General features: G+C 72.3%; 16 protein-coding genes. 3 read left to right on the top strand and 13 right to left on the bottom strand.

Translation table 11 applies throughout. From position 1 onward, the window contains the following. Nucleotide 1 precedes the first annotated feature (1 nt). The 5 genes from hydA to OHB56_RS35000 all read right to left on the bottom strand — a co-directional run bounded on the left by hydA (nt 2) and on the right by OHB56_RS35000 (nt 4,666). On the bottom strand, nt 2-1,402 hold the full coding sequence (hydA, locus tag OHB56_RS35020; protein WP_326755732.1) for a dihydropyrimidinase: 1,401 nt from the start codon (nt 1,400-1,402) through the stop codon (nt 2-4). Nucleotides 1,403-1,559: 157 nt separating this feature from the next. Continuing rightward, the gene (locus OHB56_RS35015; RefSeq protein ID WP_326755731.1) at nt 1,560-2,846 is read right to left on the bottom strand and encodes an aspartate aminotransferase family protein; all 1,287 of its coding nucleotides are present in this window, start codon (nt 2,844-2,846) and stop codon (nt 1,560-1,562) included. Then, a complete protein-coding gene (locus OHB56_RS35010; protein WP_326755730.1) occupies nt 2,843-3,685 on the bottom strand; it encodes a nitrilase-related carbon-nitrogen hydrolase in 843 nt (280 codons plus the stop codon). The genes OHB56_RS35015 and OHB56_RS35010 overlap by 4 nt, the downstream gene beginning before the upstream one ends. A gap of 185 nt (nt 3,686-3,870) precedes the next feature. Then, a complete protein-coding gene (locus OHB56_RS35005) occupies nt 3,871-4,059 on the bottom strand; it encodes a hypothetical protein (protein ID WP_406357769.1) in 189 nt (62 codons plus the stop codon). A 331-nt stretch (nt 4,060-4,390) separates the two neighbouring features. Next, nucleotides 4,391-4,666 carry a helix-turn-helix transcriptional regulator gene (locus tag OHB56_RS35000; RefSeq protein ID WP_326755729.1) on the bottom strand — a complete coding sequence of 92 codons (276 nt, stop codon included), beginning with the start codon at nt 4,664-4,666 and terminating at the stop codon, nt 4,391-4,393. 32 nt (nt 4,667-4,698) lie between these two features. On the opposite strand from OHB56_RS35000, the gene map reads away from it, so the two are divergent. Then, the gene (gene map, locus OHB56_RS34995) at nt 4,699-5,466 is read left to right on the top strand and encodes a type I methionyl aminopeptidase (protein WP_406357768.1); all 768 of its coding nucleotides are present in this window, start codon (nt 4,699-4,701) and stop codon (nt 5,464-5,466) included. Nucleotides 5,467-5,710: 244 nt separating this feature from the next. After that, entirely contained in the window at nt 5,711-8,395 is a 2,685-nt protein-coding gene (locus tag OHB56_RS34990; RefSeq protein WP_406357766.1) for an ATP-dependent Clp protease ATP-binding subunit, read from the top strand. Nucleotides 8,396-8,457: 62 nt separating this feature from the next. Here OHB56_RS34990 and ggt read toward each other — a convergent pair whose 3' ends face one another. Then, entirely contained in the window at nt 8,458-10,293 is a 1,836-nt protein-coding gene (gene ggt, locus OHB56_RS34985; protein WP_406357764.1) for a gamma-glutamyltransferase, read from the bottom strand. Nucleotides 10,294-10,446: 153 nt separating this feature from the next. Here ggt and OHB56_RS34980 point away from each other — a divergent pair, with 153 nt between their 5' ends. Further along, entirely contained in the window at nt 10,447-11,244 is a 798-nt protein-coding gene (locus OHB56_RS34980) for a hypothetical protein (RefSeq protein ID WP_326755725.1), read from the top strand. A 731-nt stretch (nt 11,245-11,975) separates the two neighbouring features. On the opposite strand, the gene OHB56_RS34975 is transcribed toward OHB56_RS34980, so the two are convergent. The 7 genes from OHB56_RS34975 to OHB56_RS34945 form a co-directional block, all read right to left on the bottom strand. Then, nucleotides 11,976-12,386, bottom strand: a complete 411-nt coding sequence (locus OHB56_RS34975; protein ID WP_326755724.1) for a DUF6278 family protein — start codon at nt 12,384-12,386, stop codon at nt 11,976-11,978. A gap of 94 nt (nt 12,387-12,480) precedes the next feature. Further along, nucleotides 12,481-13,260, bottom strand: coding sequence for an exodeoxyribonuclease III (locus OHB56_RS34970; protein WP_326755723.1), 780 nt, complete (start codon nt 13,258-13,260; stop codon nt 12,481-12,483). Between the two features lie 60 nt (nt 13,261-13,320). After that, the gene (locus tag OHB56_RS34965; protein ID WP_406357762.1) at nt 13,321-13,956 is read right to left on the bottom strand and encodes an MBL fold metallo-hydrolase; all 636 of its coding nucleotides are present in this window, start codon (nt 13,954-13,956) and stop codon (nt 13,321-13,323) included. Nucleotides 13,957-14,006: 50 nt separating this feature from the next. Beyond that, on the bottom strand, nt 14,007-15,305 hold the full coding sequence (locus OHB56_RS34960) for an alpha/beta fold hydrolase (RefSeq protein ID WP_406357760.1): 1,299 nt from the start codon (nt 15,303-15,305) through the stop codon (nt 14,007-14,009). Between the two features lie 385 nt (nt 15,306-15,690). Further along, nucleotides 15,691-17,622: a GAF domain-containing protein gene (locus OHB56_RS34955; protein WP_406357758.1), complete on the bottom strand. Its 1,932-nt coding sequence runs from the start codon at nt 17,620-17,622 to the stop codon at nt 15,691-15,693. Between the two features lie 141 nt (nt 17,623-17,763). Next, the gene (locus tag OHB56_RS34950) at nt 17,764-19,155 is read right to left on the bottom strand and encodes an MFS transporter (protein ID WP_406357756.1); all 1,392 of its coding nucleotides are present in this window, start codon (nt 19,153-19,155) and stop codon (nt 17,764-17,766) included. Between the two features lie 94 nt (nt 19,156-19,249). Then, nucleotides 19,250-20,047 carry a 3-hydroxybutyrate dehydrogenase gene (locus OHB56_RS34945; RefSeq protein WP_406357754.1) on the bottom strand — a complete coding sequence of 266 codons (798 nt, stop codon included), beginning with the start codon at nt 20,045-20,047 and terminating at the stop codon, nt 19,250-19,252. Between the last annotated feature and the right edge of the window lie 20 nt (nt 20,048-20,067).

Genomic DNA, 20,067 nt, shown 5'->3' with positions numbered 1-20,067 from the left:
CCTAGGTGAGGTACTGACAGGTGGACCGCGGGGTGTAGACGCCGTGCCCCGCGCGTCCGGTGTACTCCCGCTCGGTGATGACGGGTTCGCCGCGCGAGAGGACGGTCTCGACGCGGCCGGTGACGCGCTTGCCCTCGTAGGCCGAGTAGTCGACGTTCATGTGGTGGGTCTCGGCGGAGATGACCTGCTCGGCGTGCGGGTCGTAGATCACGACGTCGGCGTCGGCGCCCGGCGCGAGGGTGCCCTTCTTCGGGTACAGGCCGAACATGCGGGCCGGGGTGGCGCAGGCGATCTCGATCCAGCGGCGGCGGGTGAGGTGTCCGTCGACGACTGCCTGGTGAAGCAGGTCCATGCGGTTCTCGATGCCCGGCAGACCGTTGGGGATCTTCGAGAAGTCGCCGCGGCCGAGGTCCTTCTGTCCCGTGAAGCAGAACGGGCAGTGGTCGGTGGAGACCACCTGGAGGTCGTTGGTGCGCAGGCCCCGCCACAGCGCGGCCTGGTGCTCCTTCGGCCTCAGGGGCGTGCTGCACACATACTTGGCTCCCTCGAAGTTTGGTTCGGCGAGGTTGTCGGCGGACAGGAACAGGTACTGCGGGCAGGTCTCGCCGAAGACGTTCAGTCCCTCGTCGCGGGCCCGTGCCAGTTCGGCGACCGCCTCCGTGGCGGAGACGTGCACGACGTACAGCGGGGCGCCGGCGACCTGGGCGAGCCGGATGGCGCGGTGGGTGGCCTCGGCCTCCAGCAGGGCCTTGCGGACCTCGCCGTGGTAGCGGGGGTCGGTCTCGCCGCGGGCCAGCGCCTGTTCGACGAGCACGTCGATCGCGATGCCGTTCTCGGCGTGCATCATGATCAGGCCGCCGTTCTCGGCGGACCGCTGCATGGCGCGCAGGATCTGTCCGTCGTCGCTGTAGAAGACGCCGGGGTAGGCCATGAACTGCTTGAAGGAGGTGACGCCCTCCTCGACCAGCCGGTCCATCTCCTTGAGGGTGCCCGGGTTCACGTCGGAGACGATCATGTGGAAGCCGTAGTCGACGGCGCAGTTGCCCTCGGCCTTGGCGTGCCAGGTGTCCAGTCCCTCGCGCAGGGAGCGGCCGACGCTCTGTACGGCGAAGTCGACGACGGTCGTCGTACCGCCCCAGGCGGCGGCCCGGGTGCCGGTCTCGAAGGTGTCGGAGGCGAAGGTGCCGCCGAACGGCAGCTCCATGTGGGTGTGGGCGTCGACGCCGCCCGGCAGGACGTACTTTCCGGTGGCGTCGATGGTCCGGCCGGCGGTGAACGTCTCGGCGGCCGGGGTGCCCGAGGCGGCGAGGGCGGCAATGCGGCCGTCCTCTATCAGGACGTCGGCGTGGAGTTCGTCGGAGGCGGTGACGACGAGGCCACCCCGGATGACGGTACGGCTCATGCGTGCACGCTCCGCTGGGTCGTAGTCGAAAGGTGCGGGTCGTCGGTGGCCGGTCGCGCCCGCGCGGCGGTGGCCGCACATCGATCCCGGCCCCGCGCCCCTCGAGGGCTTCGCCCCGCACGGGGGACGCGGGCAACCGGGGGTGGGCGCCGGACCGCTACGGGAGGCTTCGCAGAGCCTGTTCGAGGATGGCGGCGCCCTCCTCCGCCTCCGTGACGTTGAGGGACAGGGGCGGGGCGATGCGCAGGGCACTGGTGTTGTGGCCGCCGCCCTTGCCGAGGAGCAGCCCGCCCCGGCGGGCCGCTTCCAGTACGGCGGAAACTGCCTGCGGATCGGCCTCGTCGGTGCCCGGTTCGGTCAGCTCGACGCCGATCATCAGTCCGCGCCCGCGGACCTCCCGTACGGCGGGCACCTGGGCGGCGACGGCCCGCAGGCGTTCGATGAGCAGGCCGCCGACCCGCCGGGCGTTTCCCTGCAGGTCGTGTTCGAGGAGGTAGGTGAGGTTGGCCAGGCCGGCGGCCATGGTGACCTGGGTGCCGCCGAACGTCGAAATACTGTGGGAGTCGAGGCAGTTCATGATCTCGGCGCGGGCGACGACGCCGCCGATGGACATGCCGTTGCCGATGCCCTTGGCGAAGGTCACGATGTCGGGCGGTCCGCCTCGGCCGTGCGCCTGCCAGCCCCAGAAGTGGTCGCCGGTGCGGCCCCAGCCGGTCTGCACCTCGTCGGAGATCCACAGGACTCCGTGGGCGTGCAGGACTTCGCGGAACGCCGCGTACAGTCCGTCGGGCGGTGAGGTGAAGCCGCCGACGCCCTGGATCGGCTCGGCGATCAGGGCCGCGGGCGGACGCGTGTGGCCGAGCAGGTCCTTGAGGTCGTCGACGCAGGCCGCGATGAACTCGTCGTCGCCGAGCCGGGCGTACGGACCGCGGGTGCGCACACCGCCGTGCACGTACAGGGTCTGCAGCGGGGACAGCGAGGTCGGGGACCAGCCGCGGTTGCCGGTGATGCCGACGGCGCCGAAGGAGCGGCCGTGGTAGCTGTTGCGCATCGCCAGGACCGTGTTGCTGCGCCGGTAGGCGGTGGCGAGCAGCAGGGCGGTGTCGTTGGCCTCGGTGCCGGAGGTGGTGAAGAAGACCCGGGCGTCCGGGATGCCGCTCAACTGGGCTACCCGTTCGGCGAGTTCCACCATCTGTCGGTCGAGGTAGAGGGTGGAGGAGTGGATGATCCGCCCGGCCTGCTCGGCGACCGCCTTCGTCACCTCGGGCAGGGCGTGGGCGGTCATCGTGGTGAGGATGCCGCCGAAGAAGTCGAGGTACCGGTTGCCGTCGGAGTCCCAGACGTGGCGGCCCTCGCCGTGGGTGATCTCGAGGGGTTCCTCGTAGTAGAGGGCGAGCCAGTCGGGCAGCACGGAGCGGTGGCGGCCCAGGAGGTCGTCGGTCACGGCCGCACCAGCCCTTCGTAGGCGTCGGGGCGGCGGTCGCGGTAGAACGCCCACTGCTGCCGCACTTCCTCGATGAGGCCGAGGTCGAGGTCCCGGACCACGAGTTCCTCCTTGCTGTCGCTGGCGACGTCGCCGACGAACTGTCCGCGGGGGTCGACGAAGTACGAGGTGCCGTAGAAGTCGTTGTCCCCGTACTCCTCCTGGCCCACGCGGTTGATCGCGGCGACGAAGTACTCGTTCGCGACGGCCGCGGCCGGCTGTTCCAGCTGCCACAGGTGGGACGAGAGGCCGCGGTGCGTGGCGGACGGGTTGTAGACCAACTGGGCTCCGTTGAGTCCGAGTTGGCGCCATCCCTCCGGGAAGTGGCGGTCGTAGCAGATGTAGACGCCGACCTTGCCGACGGCGGTGTCGAAGACGGGCCAGCCGAGGTTGCCGGGCTTGAAGTAGAACTTCTCCCAGAAGCCCTTGACCTGCGGGATGTGGTGCTTGCGGTACTTGCCGAGGACGGTGCCGTCGGCGTCGATCACGGCGGCGGTGTTGTAGTAGAACCCCGACTGCTCGACCTCGAACACCGGCACGACGATCACCATGCCGGTCTCGCGGGCCAGTTCCCGCATCCGGGTGACGGTCGGCCCGTCGGGCACGGGCTCGGCCCAGCGGTAGTGCTCGGCGTCCTGGACCTGGCAGAAGTAGGGGGAGTTGAAGACCTCCTGGAACCCGATGATCTTCGCGCCCCGTCGGGCCGCCTCGCGGGCGTGCTCCTCGTGTTTCGCTAGCATGGACTCGGTTTCGCCGGTCCAGGTGGCCTGGACCAGGGCGGCACGTACGACGTTGGCCATGAGCTGCTCCTTCGACGCGACGTCAGCGCCTCTACGCACGTAGAAACGGTCGTAGAGGGACGAACGTAAGCCTCTCGGACGGCCTTGCCAAGACCATCGTCGTGAAGCCGCGGAGTCGATCATGTTTCGCACTCCGGTGGGTGAGTTCCGGCACCCGCCGTCGGGGCCTGTCCGGCGGGTGCCGGTCAGGCGGTGGATCCCGCGACGCGCAGGGCGTGCAGCAGGGCGTGCGGCAGGTCCCGGTACTGCTCCTCCGAGACGCCCCGGGTGGCGCCGAGGAGCAGCGGGACGGGCCGCTCGGGGCCGGGAGCCGCGCCGCGGGCCGCCTCCTCGGGGGTGCGCGTCCTGACGCAGGCGCCGAGCAGCGTGCGCACCTCACGGTGGCGGTCCTCGGCCGCCGGAGCGAGGACCGCCCGGCCGGTTTCCTCGGCGGCCGCACCATGCCCTGGCGCAGGATCTGCTCGGCGTCGCCGGCCTGCCCCGCCGCGGTCAGTGCGTCGGCCGCGGCGACGAGCCGGTCCACGGGCAGGGAGGCGGCCTCCCACAGCGGCGTCGTCCAGTCGGCGCCCAGCCCCGCATCCCGTCCGCGAGCAGCGGGAACCGGACGGCCGGCCACGACGCGGCCTCGGCGAGCAGGGCGCGCCTCGCCGCCGCGCCCGCCGGGCGCGGCGGCACCCGGAAGGCACCCGGCCCGGGGCCTTCGGCTCAGGCGGCGACCGGTGGCACGACCGGTGACGCGACCGGCGCGCAGCGGCCCACCAGGTCGTCCATCGACAGGTCGAGCGCGTCGGCGAGGGCGGCCACGGTGAAGAACGCCGGAGTGGGGACCCGTCCGGTCTCGATCTTCCGGAGGGTCTCCGGGGAGATGCCGGCGTCCGCCGCGACCTGCGCCATGCTGCGGTCGCCGCGCGCTTCGCGCAGCAGCCGGCCGAGCCGCTCGCCGCGTTCGCGCTCTTCGGGGGTGAGAGGGGTGCGTACCATACCGGCATTCTAATACCGGTATAGTAATTGGCATGGTGAAGCTGAAGACCGACACGGAGATCGACGCGATGTACAGGACCGGCCAGGTCGTCGCGGACGCCCTGAAGGCCGTACGGAAGACCGCCGGCGTGGGCGTGTCCCTGCTGGAGCTGGACGAGGTGGCCCGGGAGGTGCTGCGCGGGGCGGGCGCGACCTCGCCCTTCCTGGGTTACCTGCCCTCCTTCGCTCCGACCCCGTTCCCCGCCGTCCTCTGCACGTCCGTCAACGACGCGATCGTGCACGGCGTCCCGGACGGCTACCGGCTGCGCGACGGCGACCTGGTCTCCGTGGACTTCGGCGCGGAGCTGGGCGGCTGGGCGGGCGACTCGGCGGTGAGTTTCATCGTGGGCACGCCCCGCGCGGACGACGTGCGGCTGGTCGAGACCGCCGAGCGGGCCCTGGCGGCGGGCATCGGGGCCGCGGTGGTCGGCAACCGCATCGGGGACATCGCCCACGCGATCGGCACGGTGTGCCGCACGGCGGGGTACGGCATCCCGGACGGCTTCGGCGGTCACGGGATCGGCCGCCGCATGCACGAGGACCCGTCGGTCCCGAACGAGGGCCGGCCGGGCCGGGGCATGCCCCTGCGGCACGGCATGGTCCTCGCGATCGAGCCCATGCTCGTGGGCGGCGGCACCGACGGCTTCCACGCCGCCTCCGACGGCTGGACCCTGCGCACCGACGACCGCTCCCGGGCCGCCCACGCCGAACACACCGTGGCCGTCACCACCGCGGGCCCGCGCATCCTCACCGCCCGCTGAACGCGCCCCGCGCGGGGGTGCGCGCGGCTCCGAGGTGCCGCCCCGGAGTGATCGTGCGAGGGTGATCTCGATCGCGCCGCAGGCGACACCCGCACCGCGGGGACACGCATGTGTGTAACCGGGAGACGGCCGGGCACCCGCGTCCGGACCGTACGTCGAGCAGTGAGCGCGCCCCGGGCCTCCTTCGGGCTCCCGGTTCCGCCCGGCCCAGGGAGACCCCGCGGGGGCGCCGGAACGGATGTCCATGAGCAGCGGGTTCACGGGTCCGGAGGGCTACGGCTCGGACCCCTTCGAAGAGTTCTTCGCACGTTTCTTCGGCGGGCCACGCCCCCGGCATGTCGACATCGGCCGGCTCCTGAGCCAGCCGGCCAGGGAGCTGGTGCGCGGTGCCGCGCAGTACGCCGCCGAGCACGGCAGCCGGGATCTGGACACCCAGCACCTGCTGCGCGCCGCGCTGGCCACCGAGCCGACCCGCGGCCTGCTCAGCCGGGCGGGCGCGGACCCCGACTCGATGGCGTCGGAGATCGACGAACGGTCCGGTCCCGTCCAGTACGGGCCGAACGACACCCCGCCGCCGACGTCGCTCTCCCTCACCCCCGCCGTGAAGCGGGCCCTGCTGGACGCGCACGAGATGGCCCGGTCGACCGGTGCCGGATACATCGGCCCGGAGCACGTGCTCAGCGCGCTGGCCGCCAACCCCGACTCGGCCGCCGGGCACATCCTGGACGCGGCCCGGTTCGCCTCCACCGGAATGCCGCCGGACGCACCGGACCCCGCGCAGCCCCGCACCGAGCGGCCCCGCACCGCGACGGGCACGCCGACGCTGGACAAGTACGGCCGTGACCTCACCGAGCTGGCCCGCGAGGGCCGCGTCGACCCGGTGATCGGGCGGGAGGAGGAGATCGAGCAGACCATCGAGGTGCTCTCCCGGCGCGGCAAGAACAACCCGGTGCTGATCGGTGACGCGGGCGTCGGCAAGACCGCCGTGGTGGAGGGACTGGCGCAGCAGATCGTCGACGGGGACGTGCCCGACGTGCTGGTGGCCCGGCGGGTGGTCGCGCTGGACCTGACGGCCGTGGTCGCCGGGACCCGCTACCGGGGCGACTTCGAGGAGCGGATGACCGCCATCGTCGACGAGATCCGCGCCCACTCGGACCGGCTGATCGTCTTCATCGACGAGCTGCACACCGTCGTGGGCGCCGGGGGCGGCGGCGAGGGCGGTTCGATGGACGCCGGCAACATCCTCAAGCCGGCGCTGGCCCGCGGCGAGCTGCATATCGTGGGCGCGACCACGCTGGAGGAGTACCGCCGGATCGAGAAGGACGCGGCACTGGCCCGCCGCTTCCAGCCGATCATGGTGCCGGAGCCCACGCCGGCCGACGCGATCGAGATCCTGCGCGGTCTGCGGGACCGGTACGAGGCCCACCACCAGGTCCGCTACACCGACGAGGCGCTGGTGGCGGCCGTGGAGCTGTCCGACCGCTATCTCAGCGACCGCCATCTGCCGGACAAGGCGATCGACCTGATCGACCAGGCCGGCTCCCGGGTGCGGCTGCGGTCCCGGACCAAGGGAACGGACGTACGCGCCCTGGAGCAGGAGCTGGAGCAGCTGACCTGCGACAAGGACCAGGCGGTCGCCGACGAGAGGTACGAGCAGGCGACCCAGCTGCGGGACCGCATCGGCGAGCTGAAGGAACGTATCGCCGAGGTCGGCGGCGAGGGCCGGGTCGAAGAGGGCCAGAGTCTGGTGGTGGACACCGAGGCGATCGCGGAGGTGGTGTCCCGGCAGACGGGCATCCCGGTCAGCCGTCTCACCGAGGAGGAGAAGGACCGGCTGCTGGGCCTCGAGGAGCATCTGCACCAGCGTGTCGTCGGCCAGGACGAGGCGGTGCGGGTGGTCGCGGAGGCGGTGCTGCGCTCCCGGGCCGGGCTCGCCAGTCCCGACCGGCCGATCGGCAGTTTCCTGTTCCTCGGGCCGACCGGCGTCGGCAAGACGGAGCTGGCGCGGGCGCTGGCCGAGGCCCTGTTCGGCAGCGAGGAGCGCATGGTCCGCCTCGACATGAGCGAGTACCAGGAGCGGCACACCGTCAGCCGGCTGATCGGCGCCCCGCCCGGGTACGTCGGCCACGAGGAGGCGGGGCAGCTGACCGAGGTGGTGCGCAGGCATCCGTACTCGCTGCTCCTGCTCGACGAGGTGGAGAAGGCGCATCCGGACGTCTTCAACATCCTGCTCCAGGTCCTCGACGACGGCCGGCTGACCGACTCCCAGGGCCGGACGGTGGACTTCAGCAACACCGTGATCGTGATGACGAGCAACCTCGGTTCGGACGCCATCACCCGGCGCGGCGGGACGCTGGGCTTCGCGACGGGTGGCGCGGAAGCGGACGAGGAGGCGCGGCGGGAGCAGATCCTGCGGCCGCTGCGGGAGCACTTCCGACCCGAGTTCCTCAACCGGATCGACGAGGTGGTGGTGTTCCGTCAGCTGACCGCCGAGGAACTGCGGCGGATCACCGGTCTGCTGCTGGAGTCGACGCGGCGCGGGCTGCGGGGGCAGGGCGTCACGGTCGAGTTCACCGGGGCGGCCGTGGACTGGCTGGCGCGGCGCGGGCATGAGCCCGAGTACGGGGCGCGGCCGCTGCGCCGCACCATCCAGCGGGAGGTCGACAACCAGCTCTCCCGGCTGCTGCTGGACGGCAGTGTCCGCAGCGGTGACCGGGTGACGGTGGACGCGGCGGACGGGAACCTCACGTTCCGGACCGGGGCGGGCGCCGGCGCAGCGGCGGGGAACGACGCCGGCGCAGGGACCGGGACCGGCTCGACGGCCGGGACCGGATCCGGCGGCGGTTCGACGATCGGCACCGGCGTCCCCGGCGCCGACTCCGCCACCGGTCGCGAGGAGCCTCCGGCGCCCGAACCGCCCGGACGGTGAGCGTACGGGCGCCCGTTCCCCTCCAGGGGCACGGGCGCCTTCCCGCCGGGCGGGCCCGCGGCCTACTTCCCCGGACGCACCACCATCGCCGAGCCGCCGCCCCGGCGGGTCTTCTCCGCCGCGGCGACCCACCGGCCGTCCGGCAACCGCTGCACGGCGGTGGTCGCGCCGATCTCCGGGTTGGCCTGGAAGGAGTGCCCGATGGCCTCCAGCTTCCGCCGTACCGCACTGTCGTACAGGCCGGGTTCGAGGTCCGTGCGGGCCGTGTTGCGCTGGCTGGCGCGCGGCGCGGCGATCGCGTCGACCAGCGGCAGACCGCGGTCGAGGAACCCGGTGAGGGTCTGCAGCACGGTGGTGATGATGGTCGAACCGCCGGGCGAACCGAGCGCCACGACCGGCCGGTCGTGGCGGTCGAGCACGATCGTCGGGGCCATCGAGGACCGGGGCCGCTTGCCGGGACCCGGCAGGTTCGGGTCGTGCACGGCCGGGTTCGCCGGGGCGAAGGAGAAGTCCGTCAGCTCGTTGTTGAGCAGGAACCCGCGGCCCGGCACGGTGATGCCGCTGCCGCCGGTCTGCTCGATGGTGAGGGTGTAGGAGACCACGTTGCCCCACCGGTCGGCGGTGGTGAGGTGCGTGGTGCTCTCGCCCTCGTACGTCGTCGGGGCCGCGGTACCACCGGTCGCGCAGGCCGCGGGGGCGCGCGGGTCACCGGGGGCGAGCGGGCTGGTGAGGACGGCGTCGTCCTGGATGAGGCACTCACGGGAGTCGGCGTACCGCTGGGAGAGCAGTTCCTTCGTCGGTACGTCCTCGAAGGCGGGGTCGCCGACCCAGCGGCCCCGGTCGGCGAACGCGATGCGGCTCGCTTCGATGAGGCGGTGCAGGTAGCGGGTCTCGTCGGCGCGGGACAGGTCGGTCCGCTCCAGGATGTTGAGGGCCTCGCCGACCGTGGTGCCGCCGGAGGAGGAGGGCGCCATGGCGTAGACGTCGAGGCCGCGGTACGACGTCCTGGTGGGCGCCTGGAGCTTGGTCCGGTACGCCGCGAGGTCCCGGGTGGACAGCTCGCCGGGGCGGGCGTTCCAGCCGGAGTCCGGGTCCACGGGCGGCTTGTTGACCGTGTTCACGATGTCCCGGCCGATGCCGCCCCGGTACAGCGCGTCGACGCCCTTCCCGCTCAGCTCCGCGTAGGTGCGGGCGAGGTCGGGGTTCTTGAAGGTGGTGCCGACGACCGGGAGCTCGCCGCCGGGCAGGAACAGTTCGGCGGTGTCGGGGAAGTGGCGGAAGCGGGTCTCGTTGGCGGCGGTCTGGGCGCGGAAGGTGCTGTCCACGGTGAATCCGTCGCGGGCGAGCCGCTGTGCGGGCGCCAGGACCGTCCGCAGGGACTTGCTGCCCCACTGGTCGAGCGCCCGCTGCCAGGTGGCCGGGGTGCCCGGGGTGCCGACGGCGAGGCCGCTGCTGACGGCTTCGGCGAAGGGGAGGGGGGCGCCGTTCTCCAGGAAGAGGCCGGAGTCGGCGGTCAGCGGGGCGGTCTCGCGTCCGTCGAGCGTCCGCACGGTGCGGGACCCGGCGTCGTAGTGGACGAAGTAGCCGCCTCCGCCGATGCCGGCCGAGTAGGGCTCGGTGACGCCGAGCGCGGCGGCGGTGGCGACGGCCGCGTCGACGGCGTTGCCGCCGTTTTCGAGGACCTCGATGCCGGCGGCGGAGGCGTCGGCGTCGACGCTGGAGACCGCTCCGCCGTGGCCGACGGCCACCGGGGTCTTGGCAGGGGTCGGGCCGGGCCCGCCGCCCTGCGGCATGGCGCCCTGCGGCGTGACGGCCGATGACGGCGCTGCCGCCCCCGACGAGACCACGACGGCGGTGACCGCCAGAACCGCCAGTTTCCGTCTGACACGAGGACGCATCCGCACCTCCGTTGAAGGGCTGTCCGCGCAGCCTAATTCATTGCCATGTTCGCGTCAGGAACCTCGCGGGGGCGTGCCGTCGCGGGCTCCCGGACGTCCTTTCCCCGGACGTCTCGAACACGGGTTTGCTCGAGCCCGCTAGCATGCGCGCCCATGAGTGACGACGTACGCAACATTGTTCTGGGTGTGGTCGCCTCCGGCCTCTTCGCCGCGCTGGGCTGGATCGCCCGTACCTACCTGTGGAAGCGCAAGCTCAGGCGCAAGCAGGCCTTCTTCGGACTGCCGGACAACTCCGAGTCGCTCCTCGTCGTCAACCGCGATCCTGCCACGGCGGAACCGGCCGTGCATCGTTTCGACGTGTTCTCGCTGCTCGAGCTCTCGGCGCTGATCAAGGACTGCGGGGCGCATGTCCAGGTGGTCACGCAGGACGCGGCCCACCAGGGTTTCGGCGAGCGCACGGAGTTCTGCGTGGGGGGACCCGCGTCGAACCGGCGGATGGTGGCCCACATGGCGGCGATGCTGCCGGGGGTGCGCATCAACATAGATCCCGAACCGGGCCCGGACCGGGGCGCCTTCCGGATCGGCACCGAGCTCTACCGGATGGAGCCGGGTGTCACGGAGTACGTCCTGCTCGCCCGGCTCACCGTCGGTGAACAGCACGGCACCCGGCCGGTGTTCCTGTTCTGCGGCCAGCGCGCGATCACCAACCAGGCCGCCACCCGCTACCTCGCCCGCCATCACGAGCGGCTGGCCCGCAAGCACGGTTCCCATTCCTTCGTCCTGCTGCTGAAGGTCGTCAACTCGCAGGCCTACGGCCCTGATGTCGTCGAGGTGGTCGGGGACGTGACACGCGCCGCGCAGACCCCTCTGCCGGCCCCCGCCGCCGAATCCCCCGCCGCCCCGGCGCCCGCTCCGGCGCCCACCTCGCGCAAGAGGCAGCAGAAGTCCTGAACCGTCCGGGGAAGCGCACGGGCGGGCGACCGGACACAACCCGCCCGACGCGCAGCTGACCTTCTGCTCGCCGGCGAACAGCCCGTGGCACGGGCCGCCTTCGCCGCGCGGACAGTGATCTCCGACTGCCGCCGGACGGGACTGGCCGATGTGAACCGCCGCCCCCGCGGACGCGGGGCGGTGGGCCCCTCCCGACGGCGGCGTCCCCCGCTCCGACCGCGAAGTCCCCCTCCCCACCGGGATGGAGAAAACATCGTAGTCGAGGCCGGGCGGGGCGGACGTCCCCGCGTCACCCCGCTCACTGTTCGAGAACCCTGAAGACGAAGCCCTCGGCCCGGTTCCCACTCGGATCCGTGAAGCACCCGTAGGGCGTACAGCCCTCGGCGATACGGCCGTTGGCCAGGAAGCCGCCGGCCGTGGAGCCGACCGGCCGACGGCAGGGCGGGCGAAGCCCTCCCGTACGTGACGATGATCACGGCCAGGTCCGCTCCGGCCAGGTGCCGCATGACGTCCAGGGCCTCGTCGACCGTGCCGGCCCCGACGGCCTCCGGCCGGCTGCCCGCCCGGCACGGGGGCGGACCGCCCGGCCCCGACGCGCCGATGAGGACGACCGCCTCTCCCCTGCCCACGGCGAGGCCGATGCCCCGCAGGGCGCGCGGCCCGGGAGCCCGGCCTGCGCCCGGGGGCGCCGGGGCGCGGACCGGCCGGGACCGGAGCGCCCGTCCGGCGTCTCACGCCTCCGCGACCTCGCCGTACAACTGGGACAATTCGGGCACGCCGGCGACGGCCCAGGCGTGCCCGGAGTCCACGACGTCGAACTCCCGCCCGGAGGCGAGCCGTACGACGGGCTGCCCGTCGGACCGGATCTCCCAGACGGCTCCCGGCACGGTGCGCACGATGACCGTGCCCAGATACAGCCCGGCGTCGTTGCCCAGCCGGGTCAGGGTGTCCTCGTCGTCCCGCCAGCTTCCCGGGACCATCTGGTCCAGCGCTTCCAACGAGGCCGGGGAGTCGTCCAGTCGGACACCGGCCCGGGACACCTGGGAGCGCAGCAGCTCGCACTCGGCGAGGAGTTCCGCGAGGCCTTCGGCATCGCGGACTCCGGGCTTCTGGCGTCGGTGGCCCAGGAAGGGGATGTTCATCCCTCCAGCGTGACATTCGTACCGCCGTCCGCACTACAGGGCACGCGGACAACTGCCGCCGGGTGGCCGGTTACCGATCTTCGGTGGCCGGTGATCACACGTCCAGGTCGACCACGACCGGCGCGTGGTCCGAGGCGCCCTTGCCCTTGCGCTCCTCGCGGTCGACGTAGGCGTCGGAAACGGCCTTGGCGAACGGCTCGTTGCCGTACACCAGGTCGATGCGCATGCCGCGGTTCTTGGGGAAGCCGAGCTGGCGGTAGTCCCAGTACGTGAACGGGTGGTCGTACTTCAACGGGCGCGGGACCACGTCGGCCAGGCCGGTCTCGCGCAGGGCGGCGAGGGCGGCGCGCTCGGGCTCGGTGACATGGGTGAGGCCCTCGAAGGCCGCGATGTCGTACACGTCGTCGTCGGTCGGCGCCACGTTGTAGTCGCCGAGGACCGCGAACGGGCGGCCGCCCGCCGCGTCGCCGGCCACGGCGGCCTTCAGCGCCTCGAACCACTGGAGCTTGTACGCGTAGTGCGCGTGGTCCACCTCACGCCCGTTGGGCACGTACACCGACCAGACGCGGACCGGGCCGCAGGTCGCGGAGACGGCCCGGGGCTCCAGCGAACCGTCGTAGCCCGGGCCGCCGGGCAGTCCCTTGACGACGTCCTCGAGGCCCACGCGGGAGAGCACCGCCACGCCGTTCCACCGGCCGGTGGCGTGCACCGCCGACTCGTAGCCCAGCTCACGCAGTTGCTCCACCGGGAAGTTCTCCTCGGCGACCTTGGCCTCCTGGAGGCACAGCACGTCCGTGCCGCTGCTCTCCAGCCAGGCCAGGAGCCTCGGCAGGCGGGCGGTGATCGAGTTGACGTTCCAGGTGGCGATGCGCATGGTCCACAACCTACCCGGCGCCTGTGACAATGCCCGGCCGTCGGGGGCCGAAGGCCTGACTCACAGCTCGGCCGTCGCCCCCGGGGCCAGTCGCAGGTGCTCGGCGCCGCCGAGGGCCCCGATCTGGCGGTCGTAGATCGGACGGGCCAGATCGGTGAGCAGGGCGTCGTGGATGTCGTAGGCGCGCTCCGGCCGGACCTCGCGGACGTAGTCGATGACCTCCGAGATCTTGTTCCAGGGGGCCATGACGGGGAGCATCAGCGTCCGGACCGGGTGGTCGGGGACGGTGAGGGCGTCGCCGGGGTGGAAGAGGGCGCCGTCGTCGACGAGGTAGCCGACGTTGGTGACCCGCGGGATGTCCGGGTGGATCACGGCGTGCAGCTCGCCGTGCACCTGCACCTCGAAGCCCGCGGCGGTGAACGTGTCGCCGTGGCCGACGGTGTGCACCCGGCCCGGGAAGGCGGCCGAGAGCTGGTCCGCCACGGACTTCAGGGTCCAGATCCGGACGGCCGGGTCGGCCTCCAGCGCGGCCCTGAGCCGCCCCTCGTCGAAGTGGTCCGGATGTTCGTGCGTGACGAGGACGGCGTCCGCGCCGAGCACGGCGTCCTCCTCGCTGAACCCTCCGGGGTCGACGACGAGGGTGCGGCCGTCCTTCTCCAGTCGGACGCAGGAATGCGACTTCTTCGTGAGCCTCATACGTCCATCCTGCCTCCTCGGGACTCGCTCCGCGGCCTCGCTCCCGGGCCTCACTCCTGGGGTGTGGTCTCCTCGCGGACCACCTGCTGGGCCACCCGGAACGCGCTGTTCGCCGCGGGGACGCCGCAGTAGACGGCCGCCTGGAGCAGGACCTCCTTGATCTCCTCGGGAGTGAGACCGTTGCGCAGGGCGGCCCGGGTGTGGACGGCGAGGTCCTCCAGGTGGCCGCCTGCGGCCAGGGCGGTGAGGGTGACGCAGCTGCGGGTGCGCCGGTCCAGTCCTGGCCGGTCCCAGACCCCGCCCCAGACCGAGCGGGTGACGTACTCCTGGAAGTCGCCCGAGAAGTCGTCGGCCTGCGCCAGCACCTGGTCGACGTGCGCGTCGCCCAGCACCTCACGGCGGACCTTGATCCCGGCCTCGTACGGGTCGGGTGCGCCGCCCCCGGGTTGTGGCGGGACGGCGGCGGCGATCTCGGCGACGGGCCCGGCCTGCTGCGGTACGACCACCTGCCCCGCCTGGACCTGGACGGCGGGCAGGGCGATGTGTCCGGTGGCGGCCTCGAAGGCGGGCTGCCAGGCGGTGGAGAAGTGCCGGACCAGAAGGTCGGTGACGGCGGCGGGCTGCTCCACCGGCACGAGGTGGGAGGCGCCGGGCACGACGGCCAGCCGGGCGTCCGGCACCCCGGCGACCAGCGTGCGGGCCTCGGCGGGGCCGGTGACCTGGTCGTCCGAGCCGACCAGCACCAGCGTCGGCACGCCGACGCTGCCGAGGTCGGCCCGTACGTCGAACGAGGCGAGGGCCTCGCAGGCGGCGATGTAGCAGCCCGGGTCGGTGGTGCGCACCATCTGCACGGCCCACTCGGTGATCGCGGGCTGCGCGGCCGCGAAACCACTGGTGAACCAGCGGTCGGGCGCGGTGCGGGCGATCGGGTCGAGCCCGTTCGTGCGGACGACCACCCCGCGCTGGCGGAACTCGTCGGCGGTGCCGAACCGGGGCGAGGCGGCGATCAGGGCGAGGGAGGCGAGACGTTCGGGGTGGCGCAGGGCCAGTTCGAGGCCGATCGCGCCGCCGAGCGCGCAGCCCGCGTAGCCGAAGCGCTGCACGCCGAGGCCTTCGAGGGTGGCGAGCAGCCGTCCGGTGAGATCGCCGACCGACCCCCCGGGGTACGCGGGGGCGCCTCCGTGTCCGGGCAGATCGAACCGGAACACACGCCACTGCTTCGTCAGTTCGGGGATCTGCCGGTCCCACATGTGCCACGTCGTGCCGAGCGAGGGGCCCAGGATCAGCACGGGCGCTTCCTCTGGCCCGTCACAGCGGTACTGCAGGGTCGGGGTCGTCACTTCACTCACGCGGGCCACGTTCTCACATCTCACGATTTCTCACATGAAGGGGTCCGGCAGCCTTGCGAAGCTCCCCACATTGTGCTGACCTCGCAAAGATCCGCGGCGTCCGGCTTCACATCACAGCGATCCCAGCGTTCCATGGCCCCCTGCCCCGGTGTCCGTTCCCGCCCGGCCGCGGTGTCCTGCGCACGCGCGGCCCGTCACTGTCTGCGGGTATCTGCGGGTCATATTCTGCGGGCCCCGGCGCGTCCTGTCCGTGAGTCTCGTGGACCGGCCCGGTTTTCGGCCACGAACATCACGCGGGCGCGGGGCGTCCGGAGCGTCCGGGCCGGGTTCCCCTGCTCCGCCACCGCGTCCCCCGCCGGTGATCATCGCACGGCGCTGCCGCCGATTACGGGACGGAGCCGTCCCTGCCTTGTTCGGCGAGGCGGTACAGCCGCAGGGCGACTTGGATTTCGAGGGCTTTGCCGGGGGTGTTCCAGTCGGGGCCGAGGAGTTGCGCGACGCGGTCGAGACGCTGGACCACGGTGTTGACGTGGACGTGGAGGGCGTCCTTGGCCCGGGCGAGGCTGGCACCGTGGTGGAAGTAGGCGGTGAGGGTACGGGCGAGTTCCGTGCCGCGCTGGGCGTCGTAGGCGAGAACGGGGCCGAGGACGCGGTCCACGTACCCGGTGATGTCCGTCCGGTCGCCGAGGAGTACCCCGAGGAAGCCGAGGTCGGTCAGGGCGGCGCCGTCGCCGGTGCGGCCGAGTGCTTCGAGTGCCTGGAGGCAGCGGTGTGCCTCGTCGTGGGTGTGGGGAAGGTGTTCCGGGCCCGTGGCGGGGCCTGCGGCTCCGACCGTGATGGGGGTGCCGAGGCCGCGGGTCAGTTCGTGGGCGAGTTCCTGGGCGAGTGCGCCCGGATGCGAGGTGGGTGCGAGCAGGACGGTGTGCCCGCTGCGGGTGCCGGCCAGGCCGCCGAGGAGGCGTGCGCGGCGCGCGGCCTCGGTCAGCAGGCGTGAGCGCAGGGCCGGGTCACAGGTGAGGACGAGGACCGTGTGGGGCCGGGCGAGATGGATGTCCAGCTTTCTGGCGCGCAGCGTCAGGCTGCCCGTGGTGCGATGGCCGCCCGGTTGTTGGGCGGTGAGCAGGTCGTCGAGGAGTTCGCCCCGGACGCGGTCCTCCGCTTCGGCCACCGACCGGCGCAGGAGGAGCAGCAGGGCGGTGACCAGACCGGCTCGTTCGAACAGGTGCCGGTCGGCGTCCGTGAGATCGGCCCGGCCGGTGAGGACGAGACTGCCGAGGAGTTCCGGGCCCGCCAGGACGGCGCACACCCAGCTGCCGTCGACGGGCACGGCCCGCCCGCCTCTGCGGGAAGCTTCGATTCCCTGCTCGGACAGGGTGACGGGACCGGTTTTCAGGCGGGCGAGTTCGGTGCCGTCCGCGTCGTGGATGGCCAGGCCTCCGCCGAGGAGGGCCGCGATCTCGCGGGCCACGTCGTCGACGGCGCCGCCTCTGAGGACCAGGTCGGTGAGCCGGTCGTGGGCGTCGGCCGCGCGGTGCAGGGCGTCGCTGTGGGCGCGAGCCGTTCCGTTGGCGGCGTTCAGTTCGACCAGAGCGGAGCGGGTCTCTTCCAGTAGGCGTGCGCTGTCGATGGCCACGGCGGCGTGGTCGGCCAGGGAGGAGAGCAGGGCGATGGCCTCGGGGGCGAAGTCGCGCGGAGTGCGGTCCGCGGCGAACAGGACGCCGATCACACGTCGGCCGACGCGCAGCGGTACGCCGAGGATGCCGCGCAGGCCCTCCTCGCCGACTCCTTCGTCAATGGTTCCGGTGTGCTTGAAGCGGTGGTCGGTGCGGTAGTCGGGGCTCGCGTAGGGGCGGGCGGTCTGCGCGACCAGACCGCCGAGTCCTTCTCCCATGCCGAGGCGCAGTTGCTGGAACTTGGCGGAGACCGAGCCGGCGGTCACCCGCATGAACGTGTCGCCCGCGGCGGGGTCGTTCAGGGTGAGGTAGGCGACGTCGGTGCCCAGCAGGGTGCGCGCCCGGTGCACGATGGCGCGCAGTACGGAGTCCAGGTCGCGCAGCGCGGCCAGGTCGCTCGCGGTGTCGAACAGGGCGGCGAGCTCGGCCTCCCGTCGCCGGCGCTGGGCCAGAGTCCGCTGGATGTCCAGCGCGGTCCGGGTGGCCTCGTCGATGACGTCCTGGTCGTGCGGGCCGGCGCCGGCGGCGCGTGCCTGCGCCGCGGGCCGGGCCAGTTGCTCGGCCGGAGCGTCCGCGGCGAGCAGGGCGAGCAACTGCCGGAGTGCTGCCGTCGCCGCGGTGAAGGCGTCGTTCTCGGTGGTCATGACGGCAGTCTTCCCTCCGGCGCCGCGGCTGGTGCGTGCATGGGCTGTGATGACTGGTCCGAAGAGCGCTGCGCCCGAAGTGGACGTGCCGCGGTCCACCCGTTTCCTCCTTGAGCGGGCGGACCGCGGCACGGTGGTTCCTCAGACCCGGTTGGTACTGGCGACCGGTGTCTCCTGCTGCTGCTCCGGCGGCGCATCCGTGGTCGAGACGGTCAGGTCTCGGCCACGGGTCTCCTTGATGACGACGACGGTGATGGCGGTGATCACCGCGGCGGCACAGAGGTACACGGCGATGGGAGTCGACGATCCGTAACGCCTGAGGAGCTCGACGGCGATGATGGGGGCGAGGGCGCCGGCGACGATGGAGGCGAGCTGTGAGCCCACGGAGGCCCCGGAGTAGCGGACCTTGGTGTCGAACATCTCGGAGATGAAGGCGGCCTGGGGACCGTACATCGCGCCGTGGAGCAGCAGGCCCGCGGTGACCGACAGGGTGATCACGGTGAAGGACTCCGTGTCGACCAGGGAGAAGAAGAAGAAAGCCCAGACTGCCATGCCGACGGCGCCGATCAGCGTCACGGGCCTGCGGCCGATGCGGTCGGACAGCGCTCCCCACAGCGGGATGGTGACGAAGTGGACGGCGGAGGCGATCAGGACGGCGTTCAGCGCGGTGCTCTTCGGCAGCTCCAGGTGGGTGGTGACATAGACCAGCAGGAAGGAGGTCACGATGTAGTAGGAGATGTTCTCGCCGAACCGGACGCCGATGGCCCCGAGCACCTCACGCCAGCTGCGGCGGAAGACCTCGATGACGGGCGCCTCGGCCTTGGCCCCCTTGGCGGCTTCCGCTTCGGCCTTGGCCTGGGCGGCGAGGAAGACCGGTGATTCGGTCACCGAGATGCGGATCCACAGTCCGACCACGACCAGGACGCCGGAGAGCAGGAAGGGGATGCGCCAGCCCCAGGACAGGAATGCCGCTTCGGACTGGACGGAGGCCAGCAGCGCGAGGACGGCGGTGGCCAGCAGGTTGCCGGCGGGGACGCCGCACTGCGGCCAGGAGGCCCAGAAGCCGCGGTGCTTGTCGCCCCCGTGCTCGGAGACGATCAGCACGGCGCCGCCCCATTCGCCGCCCAGGGCGAAGCCCTGGATCAGGCGCAGCACGGTGAGCAGGATCGGGGCGCCGACGCCGATGGTGCCGTAGGTGGGCAGCAGGCCCATGGCGAAGGTGGCGCCGCCCATCATCAGCAGGCTGAGCACGAGCAGCTTCTTACGGCCGATCTTGTCGCCGTAGTGTCCGAAGACCATGCCGCCGATCGGCCGGGCCAGGAACCCGATCGCGTAGGTCATGAAGGCGAGCAGCGTGCCCACCAGCGGGTCGCTGTTGGGGAAGAAGAGGGTGTTGAACACCAGCGCGGCGGCGGAACCGTAGAGGAAGAAGTCGTACCACTCGACGGTGGTGCCGATCAGGCTCGCGCCGACGATACGGGCGATGCCGCCGGAGCGGGGCTCGCCCGGCTTGGCGGTTGTGGTCTCGGTCATGGGTTCACCGATTCTCGGGTGCGGGTGCGGGGACAGGCGTGGGGGGCGGTCGTGGGGACGGGGGCGGCGCGGGGGCGGCGCCCGGGGCGGCTGGTCAGTTGGCTCCCCAGCCGCCGTCGAGGGGGAGTGAGGTGCCGGTGATGTAGCTGCTGTGGTCGGCGCACAGCCACAGCGCGGCCGCGGCGACCTCCTCCGCCTCCAGCAGGCGCTTGATGGGTGAGCGGGTGAGCAGCACATCGGTCAGGACGTCTTCGGGGCTGATCCCGTGAGCGGTGGCCTGGTCGCGGATCTGGTTCTCGACCAGGGGGGTGCGGACGTAGCCGGGGTTGATGCAGTTACTGGTCACGCCGTGGGGGGCGCCCTCGAGCGCGACCACCTTGCTCAGGCCCTCCAGCGCGTGTTTGGCGGCGACGTAGGCCGACTTGTAGGCGCTGGCCCGCAGTCCGTGGACGCTGGAGATGTTGATCACCCGTCCCCAGCCCTGCGCGTACATGTGGGGCAGGCTGCGGCGCATCAGCAGGAACGGGGCGGTCACCATGACCTGCTGGATGAGGGCGAACCGCTCCGGCGGGAACTCCGTCACCGGCGCCACGTGCTGCAGGCCGGCGTTGTTGACCAGGATGTCGGCCTCGGCCGGCAGCGCGTCGATCGCGGCCGGGTCGGCCAGATCGGCGATGCGCGCCTCGCCGCCGATCTCGGCGGCGACCGCCTTGGCCGCCTCGGCGTCCCGGTCGACCACGTACACCAGGGCGCCCGCCGCCGCCAGCGCCACGGCGCACGCCTTGCCGATACCGCTGCCGCCGCCGGTGACCAGGGCGGTCCGGGACGTCAGGTCCACGCCGGCACCCGTGGACGCCGAGCGGACGGTGAGTGGACGGAATTCGCTTGTCATGGCCGGAAACAGTAGGGACA

Origin of the sequence: Streptomyces sp. NBC_01635 (genome assembly GCF_045209715.1) — a bacterium.
Lineage (GTDB): Bacteria > Actinomycetota > Actinomycetes > Streptomycetales > Streptomycetaceae > Streptomyces > Streptomyces hirsutus.
This window is presented reverse-complemented; position numbering and strand designations above follow the sequence as displayed.

What these genes read in the sequence shown, in the direction of transcription:
- OHB56_RS34965 (WP_406357762.1), bottom strand. Translation starts at nt 13,956, where the DNA reads ATGAGGCTCACGAAGAAGTCGCATTCCTGCGTCCGACTGGAGAAGGAC.
- OHB56_RS34955 (WP_406357758.1), bottom strand. Translation starts at nt 17,622, where the DNA reads ATGACCACCGAGAACGACGCCTTCACCGCGGCGACGGCAGCACTCCGG.
- ggt (WP_406357764.1), bottom strand. Translation starts at nt 10,293, where the DNA reads ATGCGTCCTCGTGTCAGACGGAAACTGGCGGTTCTGGCGGTCACCGCC.
- OHB56_RS35010 (WP_326755730.1), bottom strand. Translation starts at nt 3,685, where the DNA reads ATGGCCAACGTCGTACGTGCCGCCCTGGTCCAGGCCACCTGGACCGGC.
- OHB56_RS34950 (WP_406357756.1), bottom strand. Translation starts at nt 19,155, where the DNA reads ATGACCGAGACCACAACCGCCAAGCCGGGCGAGCCCCGCTCCGGCGGC.
- OHB56_RS35000 (WP_326755729.1), bottom strand. Translation starts at nt 4,666, where the DNA reads ATGGTACGCACCCCTCTCACCCCCGAAGAGCGCGAACGCGGCGAGCGG.
- OHB56_RS34945 (WP_406357754.1), bottom strand. Translation starts at nt 20,047, where the DNA reads ATGACAAGCGAATTCCGTCCACTCACCGTCCGCTCGGCGTCCACGGGT.
- OHB56_RS34980 (WP_326755725.1), top strand. Translation starts at nt 10,447, where the DNA reads ATGAGTGACGACGTACGCAACATTGTTCTGGGTGTGGTCGCCTCCGGC.
- OHB56_RS34975 (WP_326755724.1), bottom strand. Translation starts at nt 12,386, where the DNA reads ATGAACATCCCCTTCCTGGGCCACCGACGCCAGAAGCCCGGAGTCCGC.
- map (WP_406357768.1), top strand. Translation starts at nt 4,699, where the DNA reads ATGGTGAAGCTGAAGACCGACACGGAGATCGACGCGATGTACAGGACC.
- hydA (WP_326755732.1), bottom strand. Translation starts at nt 1,402, where the DNA reads ATGAGCCGTACCGTCATCCGGGGTGGCCTCGTCGTCACCGCCTCCGAC.
- OHB56_RS34990 (WP_406357766.1), top strand. Translation starts at nt 5,711, where the DNA reads ATGAGCAGCGGGTTCACGGGTCCGGAGGGCTACGGCTCGGACCCCTTC.
- OHB56_RS34970 (WP_326755723.1), bottom strand. Translation starts at nt 13,260, where the DNA reads ATGCGCATCGCCACCTGGAACGTCAACTCGATCACCGCCCGCCTGCCG.